Source organism: Pseudorhizobium tarimense, assembly GCF_022968135.1.
Taxonomy (GTDB): domain Bacteria; phylum Pseudomonadota; class Alphaproteobacteria; order Rhizobiales; family Rhizobiaceae; genus Neorhizobium; species Neorhizobium tarimense.
In genome coordinates this window covers 1-20,762 of the sequence record NZ_JALJRA010000027.1, presented here as the reverse complement: position 1 = coordinate 20,762, position 20,762 = coordinate 1, and the positions used below count along the sequence as shown (strand labels likewise).

Sequence of the window (20,762 nt, the reverse complement as noted above, 5' to 3'; positions counted from 1 at the left end):
AAGCGCAACTCCCATGACGGGAATGAGAAGCCATCGTCCCTGAGAGACGCTGTTGTCCATGATTTTCTCCACTCGCATGTTCGACACCCTTGGAACTCGTTCCGCTTACCTGCCGTTCCGGCGAAACTCCCCCACCGGACCTCTGCTGGGCAAGGGTCAGACGAAGGTCTGAATCCTTTCATGAGCCAAGGTCGTACCAGTTGGCACTGAAGGGTCGACGCGAGGTGGAAGGATCTTCCGGTCAGTACCGGCAGCAGTTCGTGACGATTGTGGAGCAGAACATCCGTGAGACGAACTCGGAGCAGTGGCCGAGGGGCAAGCGCCGGCTATCCAAGGCCGCCCCTTCTCTTGTGCAGTAGCTTGTCAGGCGTGCCGCAGAGGTACTTATGCTTCCGCTCCGGCCAGGTCGCACTGGCTTGTGCACTTTTCGCCAATCTACAATCGGCCGTGAGCCATGCTCGCGCCATCTCAAATCCGGCAGTTCTTCCCTACGTAGATCCAAGGCTGCAAGCTTCGTCATCATTCATTGGGCATTACCTGCCGCCTTCAACGTTTAGAAGAGATTGAGCGCGAGTGGCGCGTGATCGATGCAGAGCGTCCACGGCCTGCAGCAAACGCTGCAGCAGAGGAAACAACAGCCCGCTTCGGATCGGTAGATTAACACTCGTCTGACGAATGCCTTGTCGGCCAGACATAGCATGTAGGCCTTAAACCCATTCTTTCACCTGTGAGAATTCGTCGACTGCCCAAACCCTAGCTGCTGCTTGGATTGGATCTTTCCAAAGCACCGGATCTTCTACGGTCTTCGCGCTTCTTGATCGCTTGGGCGGCGACGTCGCCGGTGCATTTCAGCCTTTGCCGGAAGGCCCTCACGAGTGAGGAGTAGGTGGCGGTAACCATCCCGATTTACTGATCTGAAACCCACGGCTGCGACACTAACACCTCATCAGGAGTTACAAATGTCGTCGCGTATCCGCAATCTGGTTTTTGCTTTCGCTATGTCGCTTGCTATGTGGGCCGTGGCAATTCATGGCGCAGTTATGGTCTACACCGCCGCTACCAGCCCGGGAGTCGATGACACCCACACCGCGAGTGTTCGATAAGGAAGATTTCTAGCGAAGGGTCTGCCGGAACTGCCCACGAAGTATGGGAATGGCGGGTACTCGATCCACGAAGGGTCACGGTAGAGGCATGGTGGTCAGTGCCGCGGGAGGAGTAGGCGCTCCGGCCGGACGTCGCCTCAAGATTGGGCGCATCGACTAGCGAACTTGCGTCACCACGGCAGAGCAGCAGCACCAGAAGTCAATGCTGATGTTCCGAAGGCTTGAACCGGCACATAAGTGCGTTTCGCCTGCATCAGGGATCAATTCCATGACTTGGATAGCAGTCAGGTCAACGCGGATTAAGAAGGTCCGCTACGACGAACAACGGCAGATCCTTAATGTCGCTTTTCGGAACGGGAGGCAGATCAACCACCCCAACATTCCGCCTCACATATTCAGAGGTTTAGTGGATCCTGAGACAGATGCCAGCTTCTACTACAGATACTATGTCGAGCCAAGCGATGGCCAATTCCGAAGCGGGACCGTCGGGCCACTTGGCGACATTGGCAAGGTCGCTCTGCTGAGTGCGATCCTTTGGCTAATATCGGGTGCCATCACATGAAACGAATGCGAGGCGTCCCTCCAAACCGTCTTCTCCGCTTGTTTCACTGAAACATGTAGCACCAAGCCCCCATTCTCAACGAATCAAATGCAGGCGTTTCTTCACTGATCATGTCCGCCACCTCCCCGATTTGTCCACGGCAGGCAGTCCCTGCGCTGTCGAAGTTCGACAGGGCCGGAGCGCTGACGGTCGTGATCTCGCCGCTGGTCGCATTGATGGCTGATCAGGTTCAGGGCATGGCACGGACGGGGATATCCTCTGCCGTGATCGTTAATGGCATGCTTTCGATGCCTCAGCGGCAGGATGCATTAGACCGTGTCCGCCTGGGAGAGGCCGCAATGCTACTGATCTCACCGGAGCAGTTGCGCAGCAAGGCGGTTTAGAGAATCTTCGGCCGATGAAGCGCCTGCCCAAGTGCTCTGCCTAACCGCTACCGCCAAGCCAGAAGTGGTGCGGGACATCCGAGAGCATTTCAAGGCGCGGCTTGGATGCGAACCTTTATTGTTGGACGGTGGCGCAGTGCGCACCAATCTCCCCCGCCTGCTCTGGCGCTAAAACCAACTCAGCCTCAACTGGGGAAGAAACATTCCGTAGGCCATGCGCCGGGGCCGAAGGTGAGGGCGGTGGCGATAAAGCCGACCAATGCAATTCGCTTCCGTTTGATCAAGGGCGGCTCCTGCGCGGGTCTGCACGAACATGAAATGCTGCGAGCAAATAGTGTTCGCGCAGAACGATGAGGTGACTGGATGCCTGCCTCTCGAAATCAACTCGGGATGCTGCGGCCGCCAGTTTGGCGTCGCATGATGAACGAAGTCGAGCTTGACACGGGCGAGCATCCTCATTTTATTGGTAGGATGTCAGACCAATTTTCCAGCGGCCTTTCTCTACCGCCCATTTCTCCCCTGCCGCCCGCGGACCGGGCGAGGCAGGTTGGGGAAGCGCTCGTAGACTATATAGCGAAGGCACAGCTGCGGGCAGGGGATCGCCTTCCGGCTGAGCGGGAACTGATGGCAACACTTGCCGTTGGACGCTCTACGATCCGTGAGGTGATCCGCAGGTTTCAGGCGCTCGGAGTGATCGAGACGCGCAAGGGAAGCGGCAACTATCTGCTTCGTCCTGTCTCGCGCGCGACCGTTCACATGCCGCTGTCGTTGGATACGGATAGCTTGCGGGACGGTCTCTTGAAGACGCTGCAGGTTAGACGCGGGCTGGAATGCGAGGCTGCAATGGTCGCGGCGCAGGTCCGCACGCAAGATGATCTTGTCGACATCGAGAGCAAGCTTGAGGAGATGGAGCGCGTTCATCTGGAAAAGGGCGCTTCGGGTCCAGAAGATCTCGCGTTCCACCTATCGATCTATGCCGCGACCCACAACCCGCTGTTTCGTCAGTTGCTCGAGCAGATGCGCGAAGCCTTTGAACGCTTCTGGAGCCACCCCTTCGAGCGCCACGACTTCGCCCGACGCTCCTTCCCTTTCCACCGAACGCTGTTTGAGGCGATTTCTGCGCAAGACGCGGAAGCCGCCAGAGCCGAAACGCTGAAGATCCTCGAGATTGTCGAGGAAGACATCAAGGACATGTCGAAATGAATGATGCCGTCTGGCCAGGCGAACTTGCGTCTTTGATGGTTACGCATGACGAAGGCAATGCCTATGACGCAGTCGTGCCGCCGATCGTGCAGACATCGCTCTTTACATTCAACGACTATGATCAGATGGTTTCGGCCTATCGCGGTGAGATCGTGCGGCCGATCTACACGCGCGGCCTCAACCCAACTGTCCGCATGTTCGAGGAAATGCTGGCGAAGCTCGAAGGCGGTGAGGATGCGCTCGGCTTTGCAAGCGGCATGGCGGCCATTTCCTCCACCGTATTGAGCTTTGTCGAACCTGGTGACCGCATTGTTGCTGTCCGTCACGTTTATCCGGATGCTTTCCGTCTGTTCGGCACCATTCTCAAGCGCATGAAGATAGATGTCACCTATGTCGACGGTCGCGACGAGGCGGCAGTCGACAAGGCTCTTGCAGGCGCGAAACTGTTCTACATGGAAAGCCCGACGAGTTGGGTGATGGAGGCGCATGATGTGAGTGCGCTCGCCGCAATTGCCCGACGTCATGGCGTTGTCTGCGTCATCGATAACAGTTGGGCGAGCCCGATCTTCCAGCAGCCGCTCACACTCGGTGTGGATCTGGTTCTGCACTCGGCTTCAAAGTATCTCGGCGGTCACAGCGACGTCGTTGCCGGTGTGGTTGCGGGATCCAAGGAGCTCGTCGCCCGCATACGTGCGGAAGCCTATCCTTATCTTGGGGGAAAACTCTCGCCGTTCGACGCCTGGCTCCTGGTGCGGGGACTAAGAACTCTGCCGATCCGAATGAAGGCGCACGAAGCCTCTGCGCTGGAAATTGCCCGTCGTCTACAAGCGCTCGACGTGGTGGAACAGGTTTGCCATCCCGGACTGATGAACCAGCTCCCGCCCGGTTTGAAGGGCACGTCAGGCCTCTTCTCCTTCATCTTCCGCGAGGGTGTGGATATTCGCGCCTTTGCCGACCGGCTCAAGCTCTTCAGGCTAGGTGTCAGCTGGGGAGGCCATGAAAGCCTGATCGTGCCGGGTGAAGTCGTCCTACAACAGAAAGCACAACCCAATTCTGCGCATGCCTTCGGCATCAATGCGCGATCCGTTCGTCTCCATGTCGGGCTCGAGGGAACCGGGGCCTTGTGGAGCGACCTCCAGGACGCAATCGCCGCTGCATCCTGACCGCATCAAAACGACAACTGGGAGAAAGATCATGAAGAAGACGTTGATAAGTGCAGTTTTGCTGGGCTCACTGATGTGTGGCACGGCATCTGCAGAGACGCTCAAGCTCGTTGAAGTCATTACCAGCCCTGAGCGGACGGAAACGCTCAAGTCTATCGTCTCGACCTTTGAGAAGGAAAATCCCGGCACCACAGTGGAGATTATCTCACTGCCGTGGAATGAGGCCTTCCAGAAATTCGCGACCATGGTGTCTGCCGGTGACACGCCCGACGTAATGGAAATGCCGGATACCTGGCTGTCGCTCTATGCCAACAACGGCATGCTAGAGAGCCTGGAGCCTTACCTCGAGAAATGGGAAAACACCAAGGAGCTTACGCCGCGCGCGCTGGAACTGGGGCGCGACGTCAACGATACGGCCTACATGCTGCCCTACGGCTTCTATCTCCGCGCCATGTTCTACAACAAGAAGCTTCTTGAAGAGGCAGGTGTCGCCGAGCCGCCGAAGACCATAGACGAGTTCATGAAGGCGTCCGAAGCGATATCTAACCTTCCCGGCAAGTATGGTTACTGCATGCGTGGCGGCCCCGGCGGCCTGAACGGCTGGATGATCTTCGGTGCCTCCATGGCTGGCAACAACACCTATTTCACCGAAGACGGCACGTCGACGATGAACCAGGAAGGTTGGGTCGACGGCCTGCAGTGGATGGTCGATCTTTATCAGAAGGGCTATGCGCCGAAGGACAGCGTCAACTGGGGCTTCAATGAAGTTGTCGCCGGTTTCTACTCCGGCACCTGCGCCTTCCTCGATCAGGATCCTGACGCGCTGATTGCTATTGCCGAACGGATGAACAAGGACGACTTCGGTGTTGCGCCGCTGCCCAAGGGTCCGGATGGCAAGTCCTTCCCCACTATCGGCTATGCCGGCTGGTCCATGTTCGCCGACAGTGAGAACAAGGACCTTGCCTGGAAGCTGATCGCCACGCTCGAGGGCAAGGAAGGCAATCTGGAGTGGAACAAGAAGATCGGGGCGCTCCCGGCCTATACCTCGGCTGAAGAGGATCCGTTCTTCGCCGGTGACCAGTTCAAGGGTTGGTTCGAGGAGCTTGCTGATCCCGACACGGTTCCGACGGTCATGCCGACCTACCTGGAGGAGTTTGCCTACTTCAAGGATTCGCTGGCAATCAAGACGTCGCAGGAAGCGCTGCTCGGCGACATTACGGCGAAGGAGCTGGCCGATCAGTGGGCCGACTATTTGACCAAGGCGCAGCAGAAGCACCTGACCAAGCAGTAGCAGGCTAACGACTGAGCTCGCCGGCGGACCATGTTGCCGGCGGGCCTGATGTCAAAAAGACTAAAGGGGAAGACGAGATGAGCGTGGCTGCCACGAGGGGAGCGCCGTACCACCGCAAGCCGTGGCTGAAGCGCATGGCAGATTCGTCCGAGCCTTATCTTTACAGCGCCCCGGCGTTGATCCTGATCGTGGTGGTGATGCTGGTACCGCTCGTGCTTGGGATCTCCTATGCGTTCCGAGACATTCAACTACTCAACCCTTTCTCAGGCGGCTATATTGGCCTCGAACATTTCCGTGCGCTCGGGCAGGATGACGCCTTCTACCGGGCGCTCAAGAACACTCTGTGGTGGACAGGCGCGTCCGTGCTGCTGCAGTTCGTCTTCGGCTTGATCCTCGCCCTTCTCCTTGATCGTCCGTTCTGGGGCAGGGGCGTCGTGCAGGCCCTGGTCTTTCTGCCCTGGGCCGTTCCGTCCTTCCTCGCAGGATTGAACTGGGCCTGGCTGTTCAATCCCGTCATCGGACCGTTGCCGCACTGGTTCTTTGCTCTCGGACTGATGGACGAACCGGGCAACCTCCTCTCGGATCCGCGGTATGCCATGTGGGGACCGATCATTGCCAATGTCTGGTGGGGCATTCCCTTCTTTGCCATCACTCTGCTTGCTGCGCTGCAGGCGATCCCTCGCGATCTTTACGAGGCGGCATCGATCGACGGCGCTAACTGGTTCCAGCGCTTTTCCTCCATCACGCTTCCTTTCCTTGCACCGACGATCGCGATCACGGTCTTGTTGCGTACCGTGTGGATCTCGAATTTCGCGGATCTGATCGTCGTGATGACTGGGGGAGGGCCAGCGGACCGTACGCAGATCGTTGCAAGCTACATCTTCACCCAAGCGTTCAAGCGGCTCGATTTCGGCTATGCCTCTGCCATCGCCTTGGTGCTGCTTGGCCTGCTGATGATCTACTCGATGCTGATCATCCTGCTCCGCCAGTCGTTGATCAACAAGGACTGAGCCCATGCGATCGAGCCTTCTCCCAACCGTTGCGCATAGATTGGCAATCTTCGCCTACATCATTTTTGCCCTGTTCCCGCTATTCTGGCTGCTGAAAGTGTCAGTCACCCCGAACGATCTTCTTTATTCGGAGGGGGTGCGGCTGTGGCCGTCGCAGACGACGTTTGAACACTACGCCGATGTGCTGCGTCACAGCGCTTTCCCTACCTTTTTCAAGAACAGCGTAATCGTCTCCGGCTCGACGGCGATTGTGGTGACGATCTGCGCCTCCCTGTCGGGCTATGCCCTCTCGCGGTTCAGCTTCCGCACGAAGTACTGGATCATCGCGCTGATGCTGCTTACCCAGATGTTTCCGCTCGTGATGCTGGTGGCGCCGATCTTCAAGATCCTGTCGCCGCTCGGGCTCACCAATAGCCTGACGGGGCTCGTCATCGTGTACAGCGCTTTCAATGTTCCCTTCGCTACCTTTCTGATGCAGTCCTTCTTTGACGGGATCCCGAAGGACCTAGAGGAAGCTGCTATGATCGACGGGGCCACCCGCTTCGTCGCCTTTCGCCAAATCATCCTGCCGCTGACCTTGCCGGGGATAGCGGCCACGCTCGGCTTCGTCTTCACCGCAGCCTGGAGCGAACTGCTCTTCGCGCTGATGCTAATCAATGGCAACGATGCGGCAACCTTCCCCGTCGGCCTCCTGACCTTTGTTTCGAAGTTCTCCGTCGACTTCGGACAGATGATGGCAGCCGGCATCCTGGCGCTGATCCCAGCCGGCTTCTTTTTCCTTCTCATTCAACGCTATCTGGTGCAGGGCCTGACCGCCGGCGCCGTCAAGGGCTGATCCAATGGCATCCATCGACATCAAGAACCTGAAAAAGGCCTATGGCACCTTTTCCGTGCTTCACGGTATCGATCTGCTTATCAAGGACGGCGAGTTCATCGTTCTCGTCGGCCCGTCAGGCTGTGGCAAGTCGACACTTCTAAGAATGATCGCAGGGCTGGAAGACGTAAGCGAAGGCGAGATCCAGATAGACGGCCTTCGGGTGAACGAGCGTCACCCGAAGGATCGAGACATTGCAATGGTATTCCAGTCTTATGCGCTTTATCCGCACATGACGGTTGCGGAAAACATGAGCTACAGCCTCAGGCTCAGAAGGGCGGCAAAGGAGACAACGGCACGCGCTGTCAGCGCCGCGTCTCAAAAGCTCGGGCTCGACCCGTTTCTTGAGCGTCGTCCTAAGGCTTTGTCTGGTGGCCAGAGACAGCGGGTTGCCATGGGGAGGGCGATCGTCCGGCAGCCGAAGGCATTCCTCTTTGATGAGCCCCTATCGAATCTCGATGCGCGATTGCGTGAACAGATGCGCGCGGAGATCAAGAAGATGCACGCCGACCTCAAGGCGACATCCATCTATGTCACCCATGACCAGATCGAGGCGATGACGCTCGCGGACCGGATCGTTGCCATGCATGGTGGTGTGGTGCAGCAGGTGGGCAGCCCGCTCGAGCTTTATGATCGTCCGGCCAATCTCTTCGTTGCTGGCTTCATCGGCTCCCCTGGCATGAACTTCCTTGAAGGACGTGCCGAGGACGGTGGCTTACGGTTGAGAGACGGCAGCCTTGTAGTGCTGGGGGCATTGTCGAAAGATCTAAAGGGCCAGGAGGTTACCGTCGGCGTCCGACCGGAGCATGTCGTTCTCCACCACGAGGGTGAGGGGATGTCTGCACGGGTAGATCTGATCGAGCCGACAGGCTTTGGGATCATTGTTCACCTGCAGCTGAACGGCCTGCCGATAAAGGTCTTCACCCTCGATAGGTCTGCCTTGAGCTGCGGTCCAAACATCGGCGTCACCTTGCCCGCCGAACACCTGCACCTATTCGACGCGCAAGGGATCCGGCAGGGAGCTTGAGGTCTTGGCGAAAGAGAGACGCGATCTTGCGTATGCAACAGCGAATTGTCGTTTATTATCTAAGGTTGGGTGGCAAAGTGTCGCTCAGACCAACAGGAAGTGCAAATGCGGAAGTCTCGCGCCAGTTTGGGTCTGGCGGCCTGCCTCTTCGTCGTCGGGAGTGCATGTGGCGTTAAAGCAGTCGAGGTGGAGAGCTTCGGCTTTCCCTATGCCCACGGACGGGTGGAGACCTTCAGTGACGCTAAGTCCTCGCAAGTCGGCGCAGCGACAGCCCTCCAGCTCAAAGAGCGGTATCCACAGATCCAGGATGTTCGGCTTTTTTGCATTGACGTCTCTGGGCCGCGCCTGGCTTACATCGACGGGATCTTTTACGCGCTGAACGAGAAGGCAGCACGGCAGGGTGCTTATGTCACGACAGCTCCCGGGCGCGCGGAAGTTTTCGACATCGAGAAGCCACCTTCCCCGGTTGCCGGCGACTTTCTGATGATCTTCGCCCTCACAAGGGATGCTGGCGAAGCGTGCCAGACGCTGTTCCGGTAGCGCCTAGATCTCGTCCTCAAACTTGCTCATCAGGTTGTGAGCTCCACCAGGCGAGCCGAATTTTTCGGGTCCGGGATGCGCTCCGTAAGTGACGATCCGGCGCTTTCTTATCACGAATTTCCGCTCCAGTGCTTGCACGATCTCTCGGACGGCCTCATCGCGCGCCGCGTCCCATTCCGCTCGATCTGTCCATCGCCGGGCGTCTTCATCGTCGATGTCGAAGATGGCGGTCAAGACGGTGAGATAGACATCGGTTTCGCCCGCCGGTTCGAAGTTGCCAAAGTTCCAGTGGAAGGCGAACGACACCAGAGCCTTGCCGATGATCTCCCGGGTGATGATGTGGATGGCACCGCTCTCCCGCTTTTGGGAACGCCCGGTGCCGGCAAAGCTGTTGAGAGTCGGCTTATCGAGGCAAGAGATCCGGTGACGGATTGCCGCCTTTAGCTCCTTGGACATCCCCTCCGACATTGGTTAGGTCCTGTCGTAGGAGGGATGCCAACCGCGCGCAAAGCCCCGGCTGGAGCTCGCTTCGGTCAATGCGAGCTGCAGCTTCAGGTGCCGGACGTCATCCAGCAGTGTTTCGATCGTCTTGCGAGGGTCGCCATCATGCCAGGCGAGCGCTGCCTCGACTTCATCAATGGTTTCCTCTTGAGTGGCGTCCTCGATCTGCACTGCTGACACGGGCTCTCCTTCGCGCCGAAGCGCGTTCCTGCATGGTTGGCTTTTCAGGTGGAGCACCGCCGCCCCGCGGCTCCTTTGTTCTCAATATGTTCTTATTGCCGCGGGAGTCAATGCGATTTCTTATTAAGCATTATCTGCTGCAATGGGCGCATGACCAAACGCCCGCGGAAGACAACGAAACCGCTGCTCATTGACGAAGAACTGCCGCTGAAGAGCGGCAAGGTTCGGCGCCGTGATCCGAAGCAGCCTGAGCTTCCGTTCGACCCGATGCCGGGGCGGATCGAGCCTTGCCTCGCAAAGCTTGTTGCGAAGCCGCCGCACGGAGAGGAATGGTCCTACGAGCTGAAGTGGGACGGCTACCGTCTTGCGGTTCATGTCGAGCCTGGCGGCGTGCGGATCATCACTCGCAATGGTCACGACTGGACGCACCGCTTTCCCGGCATAGAGGCCGCCGCTCGCAACTTCGTGCCCGAAACCCTTATTCTGGACGGCGAGGCGGTCGTTTTCAACGAGCAGGGCATCCCCGACTTCGGCCGGTTGCAGAATGCACTCGGCACCAGCGGGCGTGGACCGGGTAAGCTTCCTGCCGGCAATGCCATCCTGTTCGCCTTCGATCTCCTCTACCTCGACGGGCATGACCTGACGAAGATGGAGTATTCCGCGCGCCGGCATCTTCTCGAGGATTTACTGGCCTGCCGTGACGGCGGCATTCGCCTTTCGGAAGAGTTCGACGAGGATCCGGACGAACTACTGCGGCATGCTTGCGCGCACGAGCTGGAAGGCATCATCGCCAAGCATCGTGATCGCCCCTACCGCTCCGGCCGAACGGGCGACTGGCTGAAGATCAAGTGTATCCAGAGCGACACCTTCGCCATCGTCGGCTATGAGCCATCAACTGCGCTTCGCGGCGCCACCGGCAGCCTGCTGCTTGCCGCGCGATACCGCGACGGGTGGAAGTATGTCGGAAGCGTCGGGACCGGGTTCAATCATGACGAGGCGCGCCGGCTGAAGAAGCAGTTGGACAAGCTCAAGACGCGGATCCCGGCCGTGACGGTGCCGGGCAAGAACCTGGTGATGACGGGGCCGACGCTACTGGCGGCGATTGAGTATCGCGCCTGGACCCACACCGGAACGCTCCCCCACCCATCGTTTAAGGGGCTGCGGGAGGAGGCAGACTGGGCGGAGGTATATCGGGTGTCGGATCATTGAGGCCGCTGCTAATGGCCATAGCTGTCGCCCTTGTTGTTGCCGTATCTGCGATGACCTTTGTTTTGAAGAGCGAAGAGTTGAGCAACACGCAATGCCAAGAACTCCTCCGAGAATACCGTGTAGGGCAACGACCGTTCCCCGAACCTGACACGCAGGAGTATAAGCGGGTTTGGATCTGTATTGAGCTAGTGAAGCAACGTCAGCGAGGCGCATGAGCCAGAGGCAACCAAAGGTTGCCTCTGTGCAAAGTAGGGGCTTTAGGTCGCTACAGAGGGATATTCCAGTTCGCGCCAGTGCTGGAGCTTGGCAGCGAATTCTCGCTGGAAAGACAGCGGGTCGGATTTCGCCATGTAAGGAGCGTCATAGATTCCGATGAACAGCGTCAGGTTGAGGAAGAAGTGCGCCCCCATCTCGAACAGGGCAACGAAGTCGTGGTTGATCAACGCCTCCCGTTCCTTGTCTGTCAGCGCATGGACCGTAGATGCTCAACCTCGTGCCAAAAGCTTGGGCCCGATCGACTGTTCCCATGTCGCCACGAAGCGTTCTTAGCGTCTTTGCAGGACATTCCCGCAGATCTCACTGGTTGAATTCCGGACCTCTCCTGGGCCCGCACTCACTCACGGGAGAGAGCTGGTGCGACTAGAGATCAGCGGTTGAGAGACAGGTTCGACTAACCTGCTACAGGCACACCACGTTCAAGATTCTCGCGGATGTAAACATCCAGCAAACGCCGGCTCACCGGTCCAACCTCCCCGGTACCTATCCTGTTCCCGTCGAGGCTCACTACTGGAGTTACGAAGCTTGTGGCCGAGGTGAGGAAGGCTTCCGTGGCGGATTTGGCTTCGTCGAGAGTGAAGAGGCGTTCTTCGGCGGCGAGGCCGGCCTTCTGGGCGAGGTCAAGGATTGAGCCGCGGGTGATCCCGTGGAGGAGAGCGTTTGACAGGTCCCGGGTAACAACCGCTCCCTCGGGCGTGACGATGTGGAAGTTTGCCGAGCTTGCTTCCGTCACGTAGCCGTCCTCGACGAACAGAACGTCGTCGTAGCCCTGCCGGTGTGCCTCCGTCTTCATCAGGGAGGAATACAGTAATTGGACCGTCTTGATCTGTCGCTGAGACCAGCGCCCTTCCGCCACGCTCTGCAGCGCCAAGCCGGTTTTCCACTTCGGATTGTCCAGCACTCGCTTTTGCTGGGTGAACATGACGACGGTCGGCTGCATGTCCGGCGGGAAGACGAAATCGCGATCCTGCACGCCTCGGGTGATCTGCAGGTAGATAAGGCCTTCTTTAATGCCGTTTCGCCGCGCGATGTCCTTGTGCAGCTCGAGCAGTTCGTCTTCGCTAACAGGCATGGCGGTGCGAAGTGCATCGAGCGAGCGGCGAAGGCGGGCCGCATGGCCGGCATAGTCGATGAGCTTGCCGTCGATGACTGCCGTGACTTCGTAGATCGCGTCCGCGAACAGGAAGCCGCGGTCGAAGACGGAGACCTTCGCGTCGGCTTCGTCGACCCAGCTGCCGTTTAGATATATGGTCCTCGTCATGTTCTTCCTCTTTACAGCAAGATCCGAGATTGTGCGTGCTACCTTGCACTGCAAGAAGCAGCGCGCAACATGCAACTTTTCCGGCGCTACGTCGTCGCCCGGAATGCGATCGCTTCGCAGGAATAGCGGTAAAGCATTGATAGCGCTTGGCTTTACGGCGCTAGGCTCGTTCCTCAATCGTTAAACCTTCTATTCAGAAAACGAATTATTCAATTCGAATAATAATATGAAATTATATTGCAGTGCAGCGAATGGCGTGAAATCATCCTCTCCATAACAAGCCGGAAACCGGCGCTTCCAGTGGAGAACGATAATGAAGATACTTGAGAAATCCGGCTTCGCCGGACTGTTGCTGCTTGCTGCCTTTTCTAATGCCCATGCCGACGGCACCATCAAGACTGCGCTTGATGGCACCTTTGCCCCTCATGCCATGCCGACCCTTGACGGCAAGGTCGAAGGTTTCAACGTCGACCTCGTCAACCTAATTGGTGAACGACTAGGCAAAGAAGTGGATCTGACATCTGCGCAGTTTTCCGGGCTCATCCCTGCGCTGCAGGCCAAAACCTACGATTTCTTGGCGGCGCCCGTAACCGTCAATGAGGAGCGTGCCGCAAACCTTCTTTTCTCCGAAGGCTTCATGGACACCAATTTCGCCTTTGTCGTTCCGGCGGACGTGCCGGATTTCACATCACTTGAAGACTTCAAGGGCAAAACCATCGCGGTCAACAAGGGCTCTGCCTATGACAGCTTCCTGCGCGAGCGGGAAGGCGAGTTCGGTTGGAAGGTCGAAAGCTACGGCACAAACACGGATGCCGTAGCGGCTGTTCTTGCTGGCCGCGCGGATGCAAACCTCGCCGGTGCAACGGTGGCAGCCTGGGCCGCGAAGCAGAACCCTCAGGTCAAGCTGTCTTACGAATATCCGACCGGCTTGGTCTGGGGCCTCGCGTTCCGCAAGGATGACGTCGAGGGGCGCAATCTGATCGACAAGGTGATCGAGTGTCTGAAGATCGATGGCTCCATGGCCACGCTTTCGGAAAAGTGGTTTGGCGTCACGCCGGCCGCGGGTGCCACTATTGTCACCCCCACCAAGGGCTATGGAGTCCCCGGCTTCGAGGGATACAGCGAAGACGATCATCAGCCATCCTGCGAACTGAACTGATGAAGCTGGTGGCGGGTTACCCCGCCACCCTTGCCTGCAGGAGCTGTCGATGGTCTCTCGTCCCATGCTGGAAATCGTTTCGCTTCAGAAGTGTTTCGGCGACAACGTCATCTTGCGCGACATTAACCTGAAGGTCGCCCAAGGCGAGCTCGTCTTCATCATCGGCCCCTCAGGGTCTGGCAAGAGCACGATGCTGCGCTGCTGCAACCGTTTGGAGGAGCCTTCCGGCGGAGATGTCATCGTCGATGGTCGAAATATCATGAGCGGAACGCGCCGTGACCTCGACCTGATGCGGCTGAAGGTCGGAATGGTGTTCCAGGGATTTCATCTCTATCCGCACATGAGCGTGCTGAACAACGTGACGCTGGCACAGCGAAAGGCGATGGGTAGAACGGCCGAGGAGGCGAAGGCGCGGGCGATGGACATGCTCGAGCGCGTCGGTCTCGCGCACAAGGCGGATGCGATGCCGGCGCAGCTTTCCGGCGGCCAGCAGCAGCGGGTGGCGATTGCCCGCGCACTTGCGCTTGATCCTCTGGTAATGCTCTTCGATGAACCGACCTCGGCGCTTGATCCCGAACTGGTAGGCTCCGTGCTCGCCGTGATGAAGGACCTGAAGGCCAAGGGCATGACCATGCTGGTCGTCAGCCATGAAATGGGATTTGCGCGGGAAACGGCGGATCGGGTGATCTTCATGGACGGCGGCGTTGTCGTGGAGGAGGGAGCTCCGGACGAGATCTTCGGCGCTCCGAAGGCAGAGCGCACGCAGGCCTTTCTGTCTCGCGTGACGCGGTGAGCGCCATGCAGAACTTCCTCCACACCTTCTTTGATCCGAATGTCATGGCGCGTTACCTTCCTGACGTGCTGTCGGGCATGATGGTCGCGATCTGGATCGGCGCGGCCGTGGTTGTCGCAGGTGTGACAGCTGGCCTGGCGCTCGCGTGTCTGCGCACCTACAGGATCGCGATCTGTGATGTCTTCATCATCTGCTTTGCGGACATCTTCCGCGCGCTCCCGCCGCTCGTCCTGATCTTGCTGCTCTACTTTGGCCTGCCTGGCGTAGGGGTAAGGCTTTCCGGGCCGGTGGTGCTGTTTGTTGTGCTGTCGCTGACGCTTGCCGCCTTCGCCGAAGAAATCTTCTGGGCCGGGTTCTCCTCGATCGAGAAAGGACAATGGGAAGCTGGAATATCGACCGGCCTTGGCTTTGGCGGCACACTTGTCTACGTCGCGCTGCCGCAGGCGGTTCGTCTTGCCATTCCGCCGCTCGTTAATCGGGTGCTTGCAATCACCAAAATGACGGCGCTGGGCTCTGTCATCGGCGTTTTGGAGATCCTTTCGGCCGCGACGACGGCTCAAAGCTTCTCGGGCAGTGCCACGCCGCTATCGCTGGCGGCGATCGCCTATCTCGTCCTCTTTCTCCCTTTGGTCTTCGCCGCCCGCATGTTTGAGCGGCGGCGCGAGCAGAGCCTGGGACGGTGAGCGATGCAGAGCCTTATGGACCAGTTCTTCAATCTAGAGATCATGGCAAAGGCTTTGCCGCTGATGCTGTCGGGGTTGTGGATGACGGCCAAACTTTGCGCCGCTGTTATTGTACTCGGGCTTGGCGGCGGTCTGGTCGTTGCGCTTGCCAATGTAAGTCCGCGGCGCTGGCTGCGGTTCCCGTCGATCGTTTTCACCGACATATTTCGCGCCCTTCCGCCGCTGGTGCTGTTGATCTTTATCTATTCTGGCCTGCCATTCGCCGGCATTGAGATCTCACCCTTCGCCGCCGTTGCCCTGGCTTTCCTGCTTAACAACTCAGCCTATTACGCGGAGGTCTACAGGGCCGGGATACTCTCAGTCGGCAAAGGGCAATGGGAGGCGGCGCGATCGACGGGGCTGAGCCAAACACAGACGCTCACATCCGTGGTGCTGCCACAGGCCGTGCGCAACGTTCTGCCGGATCTGCTGTCGAACACGGTCGAGGTCGTGAAGCTGACCTCGCTGGCGTCCGTCGTGTCGCTATCGGAGCTCCTCTACACGGCCAACATGGCCCGCTCGATCACCTACAATGCGTCGCCGCTGGTGTTGGCGGCTCTCATCTATCTCGTCATCCTCTGGCCCGTGGTTCGGCTTGTCAGCCGCTTCCAGCGTCGGCTGGCTGCATGACGGGCGAAACGAAAGGACAGAATGATGACCCGAATGATTGTTGCCGGAGCTCAACTCGGCCCAATCCAGAAGGCCGACAGCCGCGGTGCCGTGGTCGTCAGGATGGTCGCGCTCATGGAAGAGGCGGCGGCCAAAGGTGCCGAAATGATCGTCTATCCGGAGTTGGCGCTGACCACCTTCTTTCCGCGCTGGTACATGCCGGATTGGCATGAAGTCGACAGTTGGTTTGAGCAGCAGATGCCGAACGCCGCGACCCTGCCGCTTTTCGAGCGGGCGCGGGAGCTCGGTGTCGCAATGACCTTTGGTTATGCGGAGCTCACGCCTGACGGTCATCGCTTCAACACGTCGATCTTGACGAACCGCAAGGGGGAGATCGTCGGGAAGTACCGCAAGGTGCATCTGCCGGGACATGACGAATACGATACGGAGCGTGCCTTCCAGCATCTGGAGAAGCGGTACTTCGAGCCGGGTGACCTCGGTTTCAACGTCTGGCGCAACGAGGGCGTCATCATGGGAATGGCGATCTGCAACGACCGCCGGTGGCCCGAGACCTATCGTTGCCTCGGCCTGCAGGGCGTGGAACTCGTCACCATCGGCTACAACACGCCCGCGGTAAATAGCCAGATGAGCGCCGAAGGGCTGGAGAAGCGGCTCTTCCACTCGGACCTGTCCCTGCAGGCCGGCGCCTACCAGAATGCCACCTTCGTGGTCGGAGTCGCCAAAGCAGGCGTCGAAGACGGCCATCCGTTGATCGGCGGCTCGATCATCGTTGATCCGGATGGCTTCGTGCTTGCCCGTGCCGAGACGGAAGAGGACGAGCTGATTGTCGCCGATTGCGACTTCGACAAATGCGCGTTCGGCAAGTCGACGATCTTCGACTTTGCCCGACATCGCCGGATCGAGCACTATGGCCGCATCACGTCGCAAACCGGCGCCGTGATCGAGGTTTGAGGGGCAGGGAGCGGAACATGCAGTTTGATACGGTGATCCACGGCGGCACGATCGTCACCTCCACCGAGAGCTTCAAGGGCGACATCGGCATCAACGGCGGCACCATCTCGGCGATCGCCGAACAGTTGTCCGGCGGCGAGCGCCGCATCGACGCCAGCGGCAAGCTGGTCGTGCCTGGTGGCATCGAGGCGCATTGCCATATTGCCCAAGAGAGCTCCTCAGGCGTCATGACGGCTGACGATTACTATTCTGGCTCCGTCTCGGCCGCCTTTGGCGGCAATTCCACCTTTGTTCCATTTGCGGCGCAGCACCGCGGTCAGGCAATTGGCGATGTGATCACCACCTATGACAGCCGTGCCGCCCCCAACTCCGTGATCGACTATTCGTACCACCTAATTATTTCCGACCCGTCGCCTGCCGTGCTCGACGAACTGCCCGGCGTTTTCGCCCGCGGCATTACCTCCTTTAAGGTGTTCATGACCTATGATCTCATGAACATCGGTGACGCCGGGATGCTCGATATCCTCACCATCGCCAAGGCTCACGGCGCATTGACTATGGTCCATGCCGAGAACAACGAGATGGTGAAATGGATGAACCGGCGGTTTTCTGAGGCCGGACTGACGGCTCCGCGCTACCATGCGCTAAGCCGGCCGGAGCTTGCCGAGGAAGAAGCCGTCAATCGTGCGATTTCGCTGGCCAAGCTGGTGGATGCGCCGCTTTTCATCGTGCATGTCTCGACCCGCGGTGGAGCGGAGATCGTGCGCCGGGAAAAGCTGGCAGGGACGAAGCTCTTCGCCGAGACATGCCCACAGTATCTTGCTCTTACGCGCGCCGACCTAGATCGCCCCGGTATGGAAGGGGCAAAGTACATCTGCTCGCCGCCGCTTCGCGATCACGAGACGCAGGATGCACTGTGGCAGCATATTCGCTCAGGCACTTTTGAGAGCGTGTCCTCCGATCACGCCCCCTATCGCGCGGATGCCTCGGGAAAGTTCCTGCACGGTGCAGATGCACCCTATCCGAAGATTGCAAACGGAATGCCGGGTATCGCCATGCGACTGCCCTACCTGTTTTCCGAGGGGGTGCGCAAAGGCAGGATCACGCTCGGGGACTTTGTGAAGCTCTCCAGCTCCAATGCAGCCCGCGTCTTCGGTCTTGACCGTAAGGGAGCGATTGCGCCGGGTTACGATGCGGATGTCGCGATTTGGGATCCGGAAGAGACCCGCAAGGCAACCATAGAGGCGCAGCACGACAAGATGGACTACACGCCGTTCGACGGGATGGAAATCACGGGCTGGCCGCAACTGTTGATGAACCGGGGCCGGATCGTCGTCGAGCGCGGAGAACTGAAGGCGCGTCCCGGCGAGGGTCGGTTCATCGCGCGAAAGGCGGTCGATACCAGCGCAATGCCTGGCCACCGGGCTGTCGAGTTCGACATCGCAGCAGGCTACGGCCAGGAGGTGGCGCCGTGAGCCAGCCTGCAATGGGCCCGATCCTGATCATCAACCCGAACAGTTCCGAAACAGTGACGGAGGGTTTGAGGGAAGCGCTCGCCGGCTTCAACTCTGCCGGCGGTCCACCCATCGAGTGCCTGACGATCGAGAAGGGACCACCGGGGGTCGTCACGCAGCGGCATGTGGATGAGGCGGCGCTCCACACGGCGGAGGTTATCGAGAAGCGATCGGACGCTGCGGCTTACATTCTTGCCTGTTATTCTCAGCCCGGCCTCGATCTTGCACGCTCGATCACGACGCGTCCCGTTTACGGGATTCAGGATGCTGGCGTCCTGTCGGCACTGGCGCTTGCGGACATGTTCGGCGTTATTGCCGTCGCCGAAGCCTCTATACCGCGGCATCTGCGCAACCTTCGCCGTCTCGGGGTTGATCAGCGGCTGGCGGGGGAGGTGGCGCTGGCGGGATCTGTCAGCGTGGCCGAGAGCGGCCACGGCGAGCAAAGTTATGCTCTTCTTCTGCAGGCAGCGCAGAAGCTGAAGGTCATGGGCGCGGGCGCGATCGTTCTTGGCTGCGCGGGAATGTCTGGCCACCGGACGCGGCTTGCGGCGGAGATTGCATGCCCCGTCATCGACCCGACGCAGGCGGCGGTGGCGATGGCATTCGGCAACTTGGTGACGGGGCAAGGATGAACGGTTTGCCTGCGAAACCGGACATATCAATTCGTCTCCTAGAGATCTTCGATGCGATCATGCGCTATGGTACGACCGTGGAGGCGGCCGAGCAGCTGGGGATTTCGCAGCCTGCCGTTTCAAACGGGATCCGGCAGCTCGAGACGCAGACAGGCGTGACGCTGTTCGAGCGGCTCCATCGCCGCCTTCAACCGACAGAAGAAGCCGTTGCGCTGCACGAGGACATCAAGCCGGTGTTCGGGCTTCTGCGCGGTTTCGTTTCGCGGGCGCAGGACATGCGCCAAGGGGTCTCTGGAAGGCTGCGCGTCATCTCCACCCCGCCGCTCGGCCACACGGTGGCGCCGCTTGCGATGCGGCGCTTCCTGAAGGAACGGAAGGGCGTTTCAGTTGCTTATGACGTGCGGCGCCTGGAGCATGTCGTGGAGGCCGTGCAGAGCGGCAAGGCGGATATCGGGCTGGCTCTTGCGCTGGAGCGTCATCCGGCCGTCAACATCGAAGTTCTAGCGCGCACTCATATGGTCGCTGTCCTTCCCAAGGAGGAAAAGGTGCCGGGGAGCACGGTAAGCGCCGAGATCCTGGCACAAGGCGACTTCATCGGGCTGGAAGCTGAATCGCGTCTGGGGCAGATGGTGCGTGCCGCGTTCGAGCGCGACGGTGTTCCCTATGATCCGAGGGTCGAGGTTCGCTATTGCGCAACCGCTGCGGTTCTGGTGACGGCGGGCATAGGCGCCGCAGTCATCGACCCCTTTACGGCGGCCTTCAATGGCGCACTGGCGGTGGTTGAACGCTCTTTCCTTCCGCCGATCGAGATCGCCGCTGTGCTGATCACGCGCAAGGGGGTGCCGCGTTCACGGCTCCAGCATGCTTTCATCTCGGAGATGCGCAAGGCGCTGTCCGACTTCCAGGCCGACGGCATCCAGGCGGTGTCTGGGCGGAGATAGGTGATGGACCACAGCCACTTTGACTTTGCAGAGCTGACGGAGCGGGAGCGCTACAAGCTTCTGATCGGCACCGTAATCCCGCGGCCGATTGCATTGGTGACGACGAAGAGCCGGTCCGGACAGGCGAATGCCGGCCCGTTCAGCTTCTTCAACGTGTTGACCCATGACCCGGCACTTGTTGCGATCGGGGTGGAAAACTACGCTGACATGCGGTTCAAGGATACCGCACGCAACATTCGCGAGACCGGTGACTTCACCGTCCATATCGTCGACACCGCATTGGTGGAGCAGATGGAGATCTGTGCGATCAAGTTCGGTCCGGAGGTGGATGAACTGGGGGAGGCGGGGCTTGCAACCGAACCCGGCCGGATGGTGAAGAGCCCGCGCATCCTGGCAGCACCAGCCGCATTGGAATGCCGCCGCCATACGACCCTTCAGGTCGGGCCCGCCCGTGAGATCATCATCGGCGAGGTCCTGGGCGTTTTCATCCGCACCGATGCGGTGGACGCAGAAAACCTTCATGTCGATCAGACGCTGATGGACGCCGTCGGAAGGCTAGGCGGCTCTCTTTACACCCGCACCCAGGAGCAGTTCGAGCGCAGGACGCCGACGGTCGAGGAGTTTCGTCTTCGGCGATCGTCCTCGTCCGCATCACTTTGCAAGGAATAGCACGATGACCTTCTCTACCCAATCAAAAGGCGTCTACGCCATCGCCACGACGCCATTCCTGCCGGATGGCTCGCTCGACACCCCGTCGATCGACCGGCTGACGGACTTCTACCAGGAAAGCGGCTGCACCGGCATCACCATTCTCGGCATCATGGGTGAGGCACCGAA

General features: G+C 59.3%; 25 protein-coding genes. 21 read left to right on the top strand and 4 right to left on the bottom strand.

All coding sequences use genetic code 11. The features are described from left to right. The first annotated feature begins 200 nt into the window (after positions 1-200). From MUU54_RS22490 to MUU54_RS22450, 10 genes are all read left to right on the top strand, one after another. On the top strand, positions 201-359 hold the full coding sequence (locus tag MUU54_RS22490; protein WP_247246190.1) for a hypothetical protein: 159 nt from the start codon (positions 201-203) through the stop codon (positions 357-359). Between the two features lie 946 nt (positions 360-1,305). Next, the gene (locus MUU54_RS25130) at positions 1,306-1,665 is read left to right on the top strand and encodes a KTSC domain-containing protein (RefSeq protein WP_376742249.1); all 360 of its coding nucleotides are present in this window, start codon (positions 1,306-1,308) and stop codon (positions 1,663-1,665) included. Between the two features lie 110 nt (positions 1,666-1,775). After that, on the top strand, positions 1,776-2,048 hold the full coding sequence (locus tag MUU54_RS25125) for a DEAD/DEAH box helicase family protein (RefSeq protein WP_247246189.1): 273 nt from the start codon (positions 1,776-1,778) through the stop codon (positions 2,046-2,048). A 471-nt stretch (positions 2,049-2,519) separates the two neighbouring features. After that, entirely contained in the window at positions 2,520-3,251 is a 732-nt protein-coding gene (locus MUU54_RS22480) for a FadR/GntR family transcriptional regulator (RefSeq protein WP_247246188.1), read from the top strand. Continuing rightward, positions 3,248-4,414, top strand: coding sequence for a PLP-dependent transferase (locus tag MUU54_RS22475; protein WP_247246187.1), 1,167 nt, complete (start codon positions 3,248-3,250; stop codon positions 4,412-4,414). The genes MUU54_RS22480 and MUU54_RS22475 overlap by 4 nt, the downstream gene beginning before the upstream one ends. A 31-nt stretch (positions 4,415-4,445) precedes the next feature. Further along, positions 4,446-5,705: an ABC transporter substrate-binding protein gene (locus MUU54_RS22470; RefSeq protein ID WP_247246186.1), complete on the top strand. Its 1,260-nt coding sequence runs from the start codon at positions 4,446-4,448 to the stop codon at positions 5,703-5,705. Between the two features lie 77 nt (positions 5,706-5,782). Further along, complete coding sequence (locus MUU54_RS22465; RefSeq protein ID WP_247246185.1) at positions 5,783-6,715, top strand: carbohydrate ABC transporter permease; 933 nt, start codon at positions 5,783-5,785, stop codon at positions 6,713-6,715. A 4-nt stretch (positions 6,716-6,719) separates the two neighbouring features. Continuing rightward, entirely contained in the window at positions 6,720-7,550 is an 831-nt protein-coding gene (locus tag MUU54_RS22460; protein ID WP_247246184.1) for a carbohydrate ABC transporter permease, read from the top strand. A gap of 4 nt (positions 7,551-7,554) precedes the next feature. Then, positions 7,555-8,616 (top strand): ABC transporter ATP-binding protein, encoded by a 1,062-nt coding sequence (locus MUU54_RS22455; protein WP_247246183.1) that lies wholly within the window; start codon positions 7,555-7,557, stop codon positions 8,614-8,616. 105 nt (positions 8,617-8,721) lie between these two features. Beyond that, entirely contained in the window at positions 8,722-9,156 is a 435-nt protein-coding gene (locus tag MUU54_RS22450) for a hypothetical protein (protein WP_247246182.1), read from the top strand. Between the two features lie 3 nt (positions 9,157-9,159). Here MUU54_RS22450 and MUU54_RS22445 read toward each other — a convergent pair whose 3' ends face one another. Continuing rightward, positions 9,160-9,624, bottom strand: a complete 465-nt coding sequence (locus MUU54_RS22445; RefSeq protein ID WP_247246181.1) for a hypothetical protein — start codon at positions 9,622-9,624, stop codon at positions 9,160-9,162. A 3-nt stretch (positions 9,625-9,627) separates the two neighbouring features. Then, a complete protein-coding gene (locus tag MUU54_RS22440) occupies positions 9,628-9,837 on the bottom strand; it encodes a hypothetical protein (protein ID WP_247246180.1) in 210 nt (69 codons plus the stop codon). Between the two features lie 150 nt (positions 9,838-9,987). On the opposite strand from MUU54_RS22440, the gene ligD reads away from it, so the two are divergent. Then, positions 9,988-11,046: a non-homologous end-joining DNA ligase gene (ligD, locus tag MUU54_RS22435; protein ID WP_247246179.1), complete on the top strand. Its 1,059-nt coding sequence runs from the start codon at positions 9,988-9,990 to the stop codon at positions 11,044-11,046. A 257-nt stretch (positions 11,047-11,303) separates the two neighbouring features. Here the strand turns inward: ligD and MUU54_RS22430 are convergent, their stop codons facing one another. Both MUU54_RS22430 and MUU54_RS22425 read right to left on the bottom strand, forming a co-directional pair. Continuing rightward, the gene (locus MUU54_RS22430; protein ID WP_247246178.1) at positions 11,304-11,489 is read right to left on the bottom strand and encodes a hypothetical protein; all 186 of its coding nucleotides are present in this window, start codon (positions 11,487-11,489) and stop codon (positions 11,304-11,306) included. Between the two features lie 227 nt (positions 11,490-11,716). Further along, entirely contained in the window at positions 11,717-12,583 is an 867-nt protein-coding gene (locus MUU54_RS22425; RefSeq protein ID WP_247246177.1) for a D-amino-acid transaminase, read from the bottom strand. Positions 12,584-12,896: 313 nt separating this feature from the next. Here MUU54_RS22425 and MUU54_RS22420 point away from each other — a divergent pair, with 313 nt between their 5' ends. The 10 genes from MUU54_RS22420 to MUU54_RS22375 all read left to right on the top strand — a co-directional run. After that, positions 12,897-13,742, top strand: a complete 846-nt coding sequence (locus tag MUU54_RS22420) for a transporter substrate-binding domain-containing protein (protein WP_247246176.1) — start codon at positions 12,897-12,899, stop codon at positions 13,740-13,742. Positions 13,743-13,791: 49 nt separating this feature from the next. Continuing rightward, on the top strand, positions 13,792-14,535 hold the full coding sequence (locus MUU54_RS22415) for an amino acid ABC transporter ATP-binding protein (RefSeq protein WP_281433441.1): 744 nt from the start codon (positions 13,792-13,794) through the stop codon (positions 14,533-14,535). Between the two features lie 5 nt (positions 14,536-14,540). Beyond that, entirely contained in the window at positions 14,541-15,218 is a 678-nt protein-coding gene (locus tag MUU54_RS22410; protein WP_247246175.1) for an amino acid ABC transporter permease, read from the top strand. A gap of 3 nt (positions 15,219-15,221) precedes the next feature. Then, positions 15,222-15,887 carry an amino acid ABC transporter permease gene (locus tag MUU54_RS22405; protein WP_247246174.1) on the top strand — a complete coding sequence of 222 codons (666 nt, stop codon included), beginning with the start codon at positions 15,222-15,224 and terminating at the stop codon, positions 15,885-15,887. A 24-nt stretch (positions 15,888-15,911) separates the two neighbouring features. Next, a complete protein-coding gene (locus MUU54_RS22400; RefSeq protein ID WP_247246217.1) occupies positions 15,912-16,838 on the top strand; it encodes an N-carbamoyl-D-amino-acid hydrolase in 927 nt (308 codons plus the stop codon). A 17-nt stretch (positions 16,839-16,855) separates the two neighbouring features. After that, the gene (gene hydA / locus MUU54_RS22395; protein WP_247246173.1) at positions 16,856-18,313 is read left to right on the top strand and encodes a dihydropyrimidinase; all 1,458 of its coding nucleotides are present in this window, start codon (positions 16,856-16,858) and stop codon (positions 18,311-18,313) included. Further along, positions 18,310-18,984, top strand: a complete 675-nt coding sequence (locus MUU54_RS22390; RefSeq protein ID WP_247246172.1) for an aspartate/glutamate racemase family protein — start codon at positions 18,310-18,312, stop codon at positions 18,982-18,984. Before hydA ends, MUU54_RS22390 begins: the two co-directional genes overlap by 4 nt. A gap of 5 nt (positions 18,985-18,989) precedes the next feature. Beyond that, positions 18,990-19,925, top strand: a complete 936-nt coding sequence (locus MUU54_RS22385; protein WP_247246171.1) for a LysR family transcriptional regulator — start codon at positions 18,990-18,992, stop codon at positions 19,923-19,925. A gap of 3 nt (positions 19,926-19,928) precedes the next feature. Further along, a complete protein-coding gene (locus tag MUU54_RS22380) occupies positions 19,929-20,594 on the top strand; it encodes a flavin reductase family protein (RefSeq protein ID WP_247246170.1) in 666 nt (221 codons plus the stop codon). Positions 20,595-20,598: 4 nt separating this feature from the next. After that, positions 20,599-20,762, top strand: a 164-nt coding sequence (locus MUU54_RS22375) for a dihydrodipicolinate synthase family protein (RefSeq protein WP_376742250.1), incomplete at its 3' end; no start/stop codon positions are given.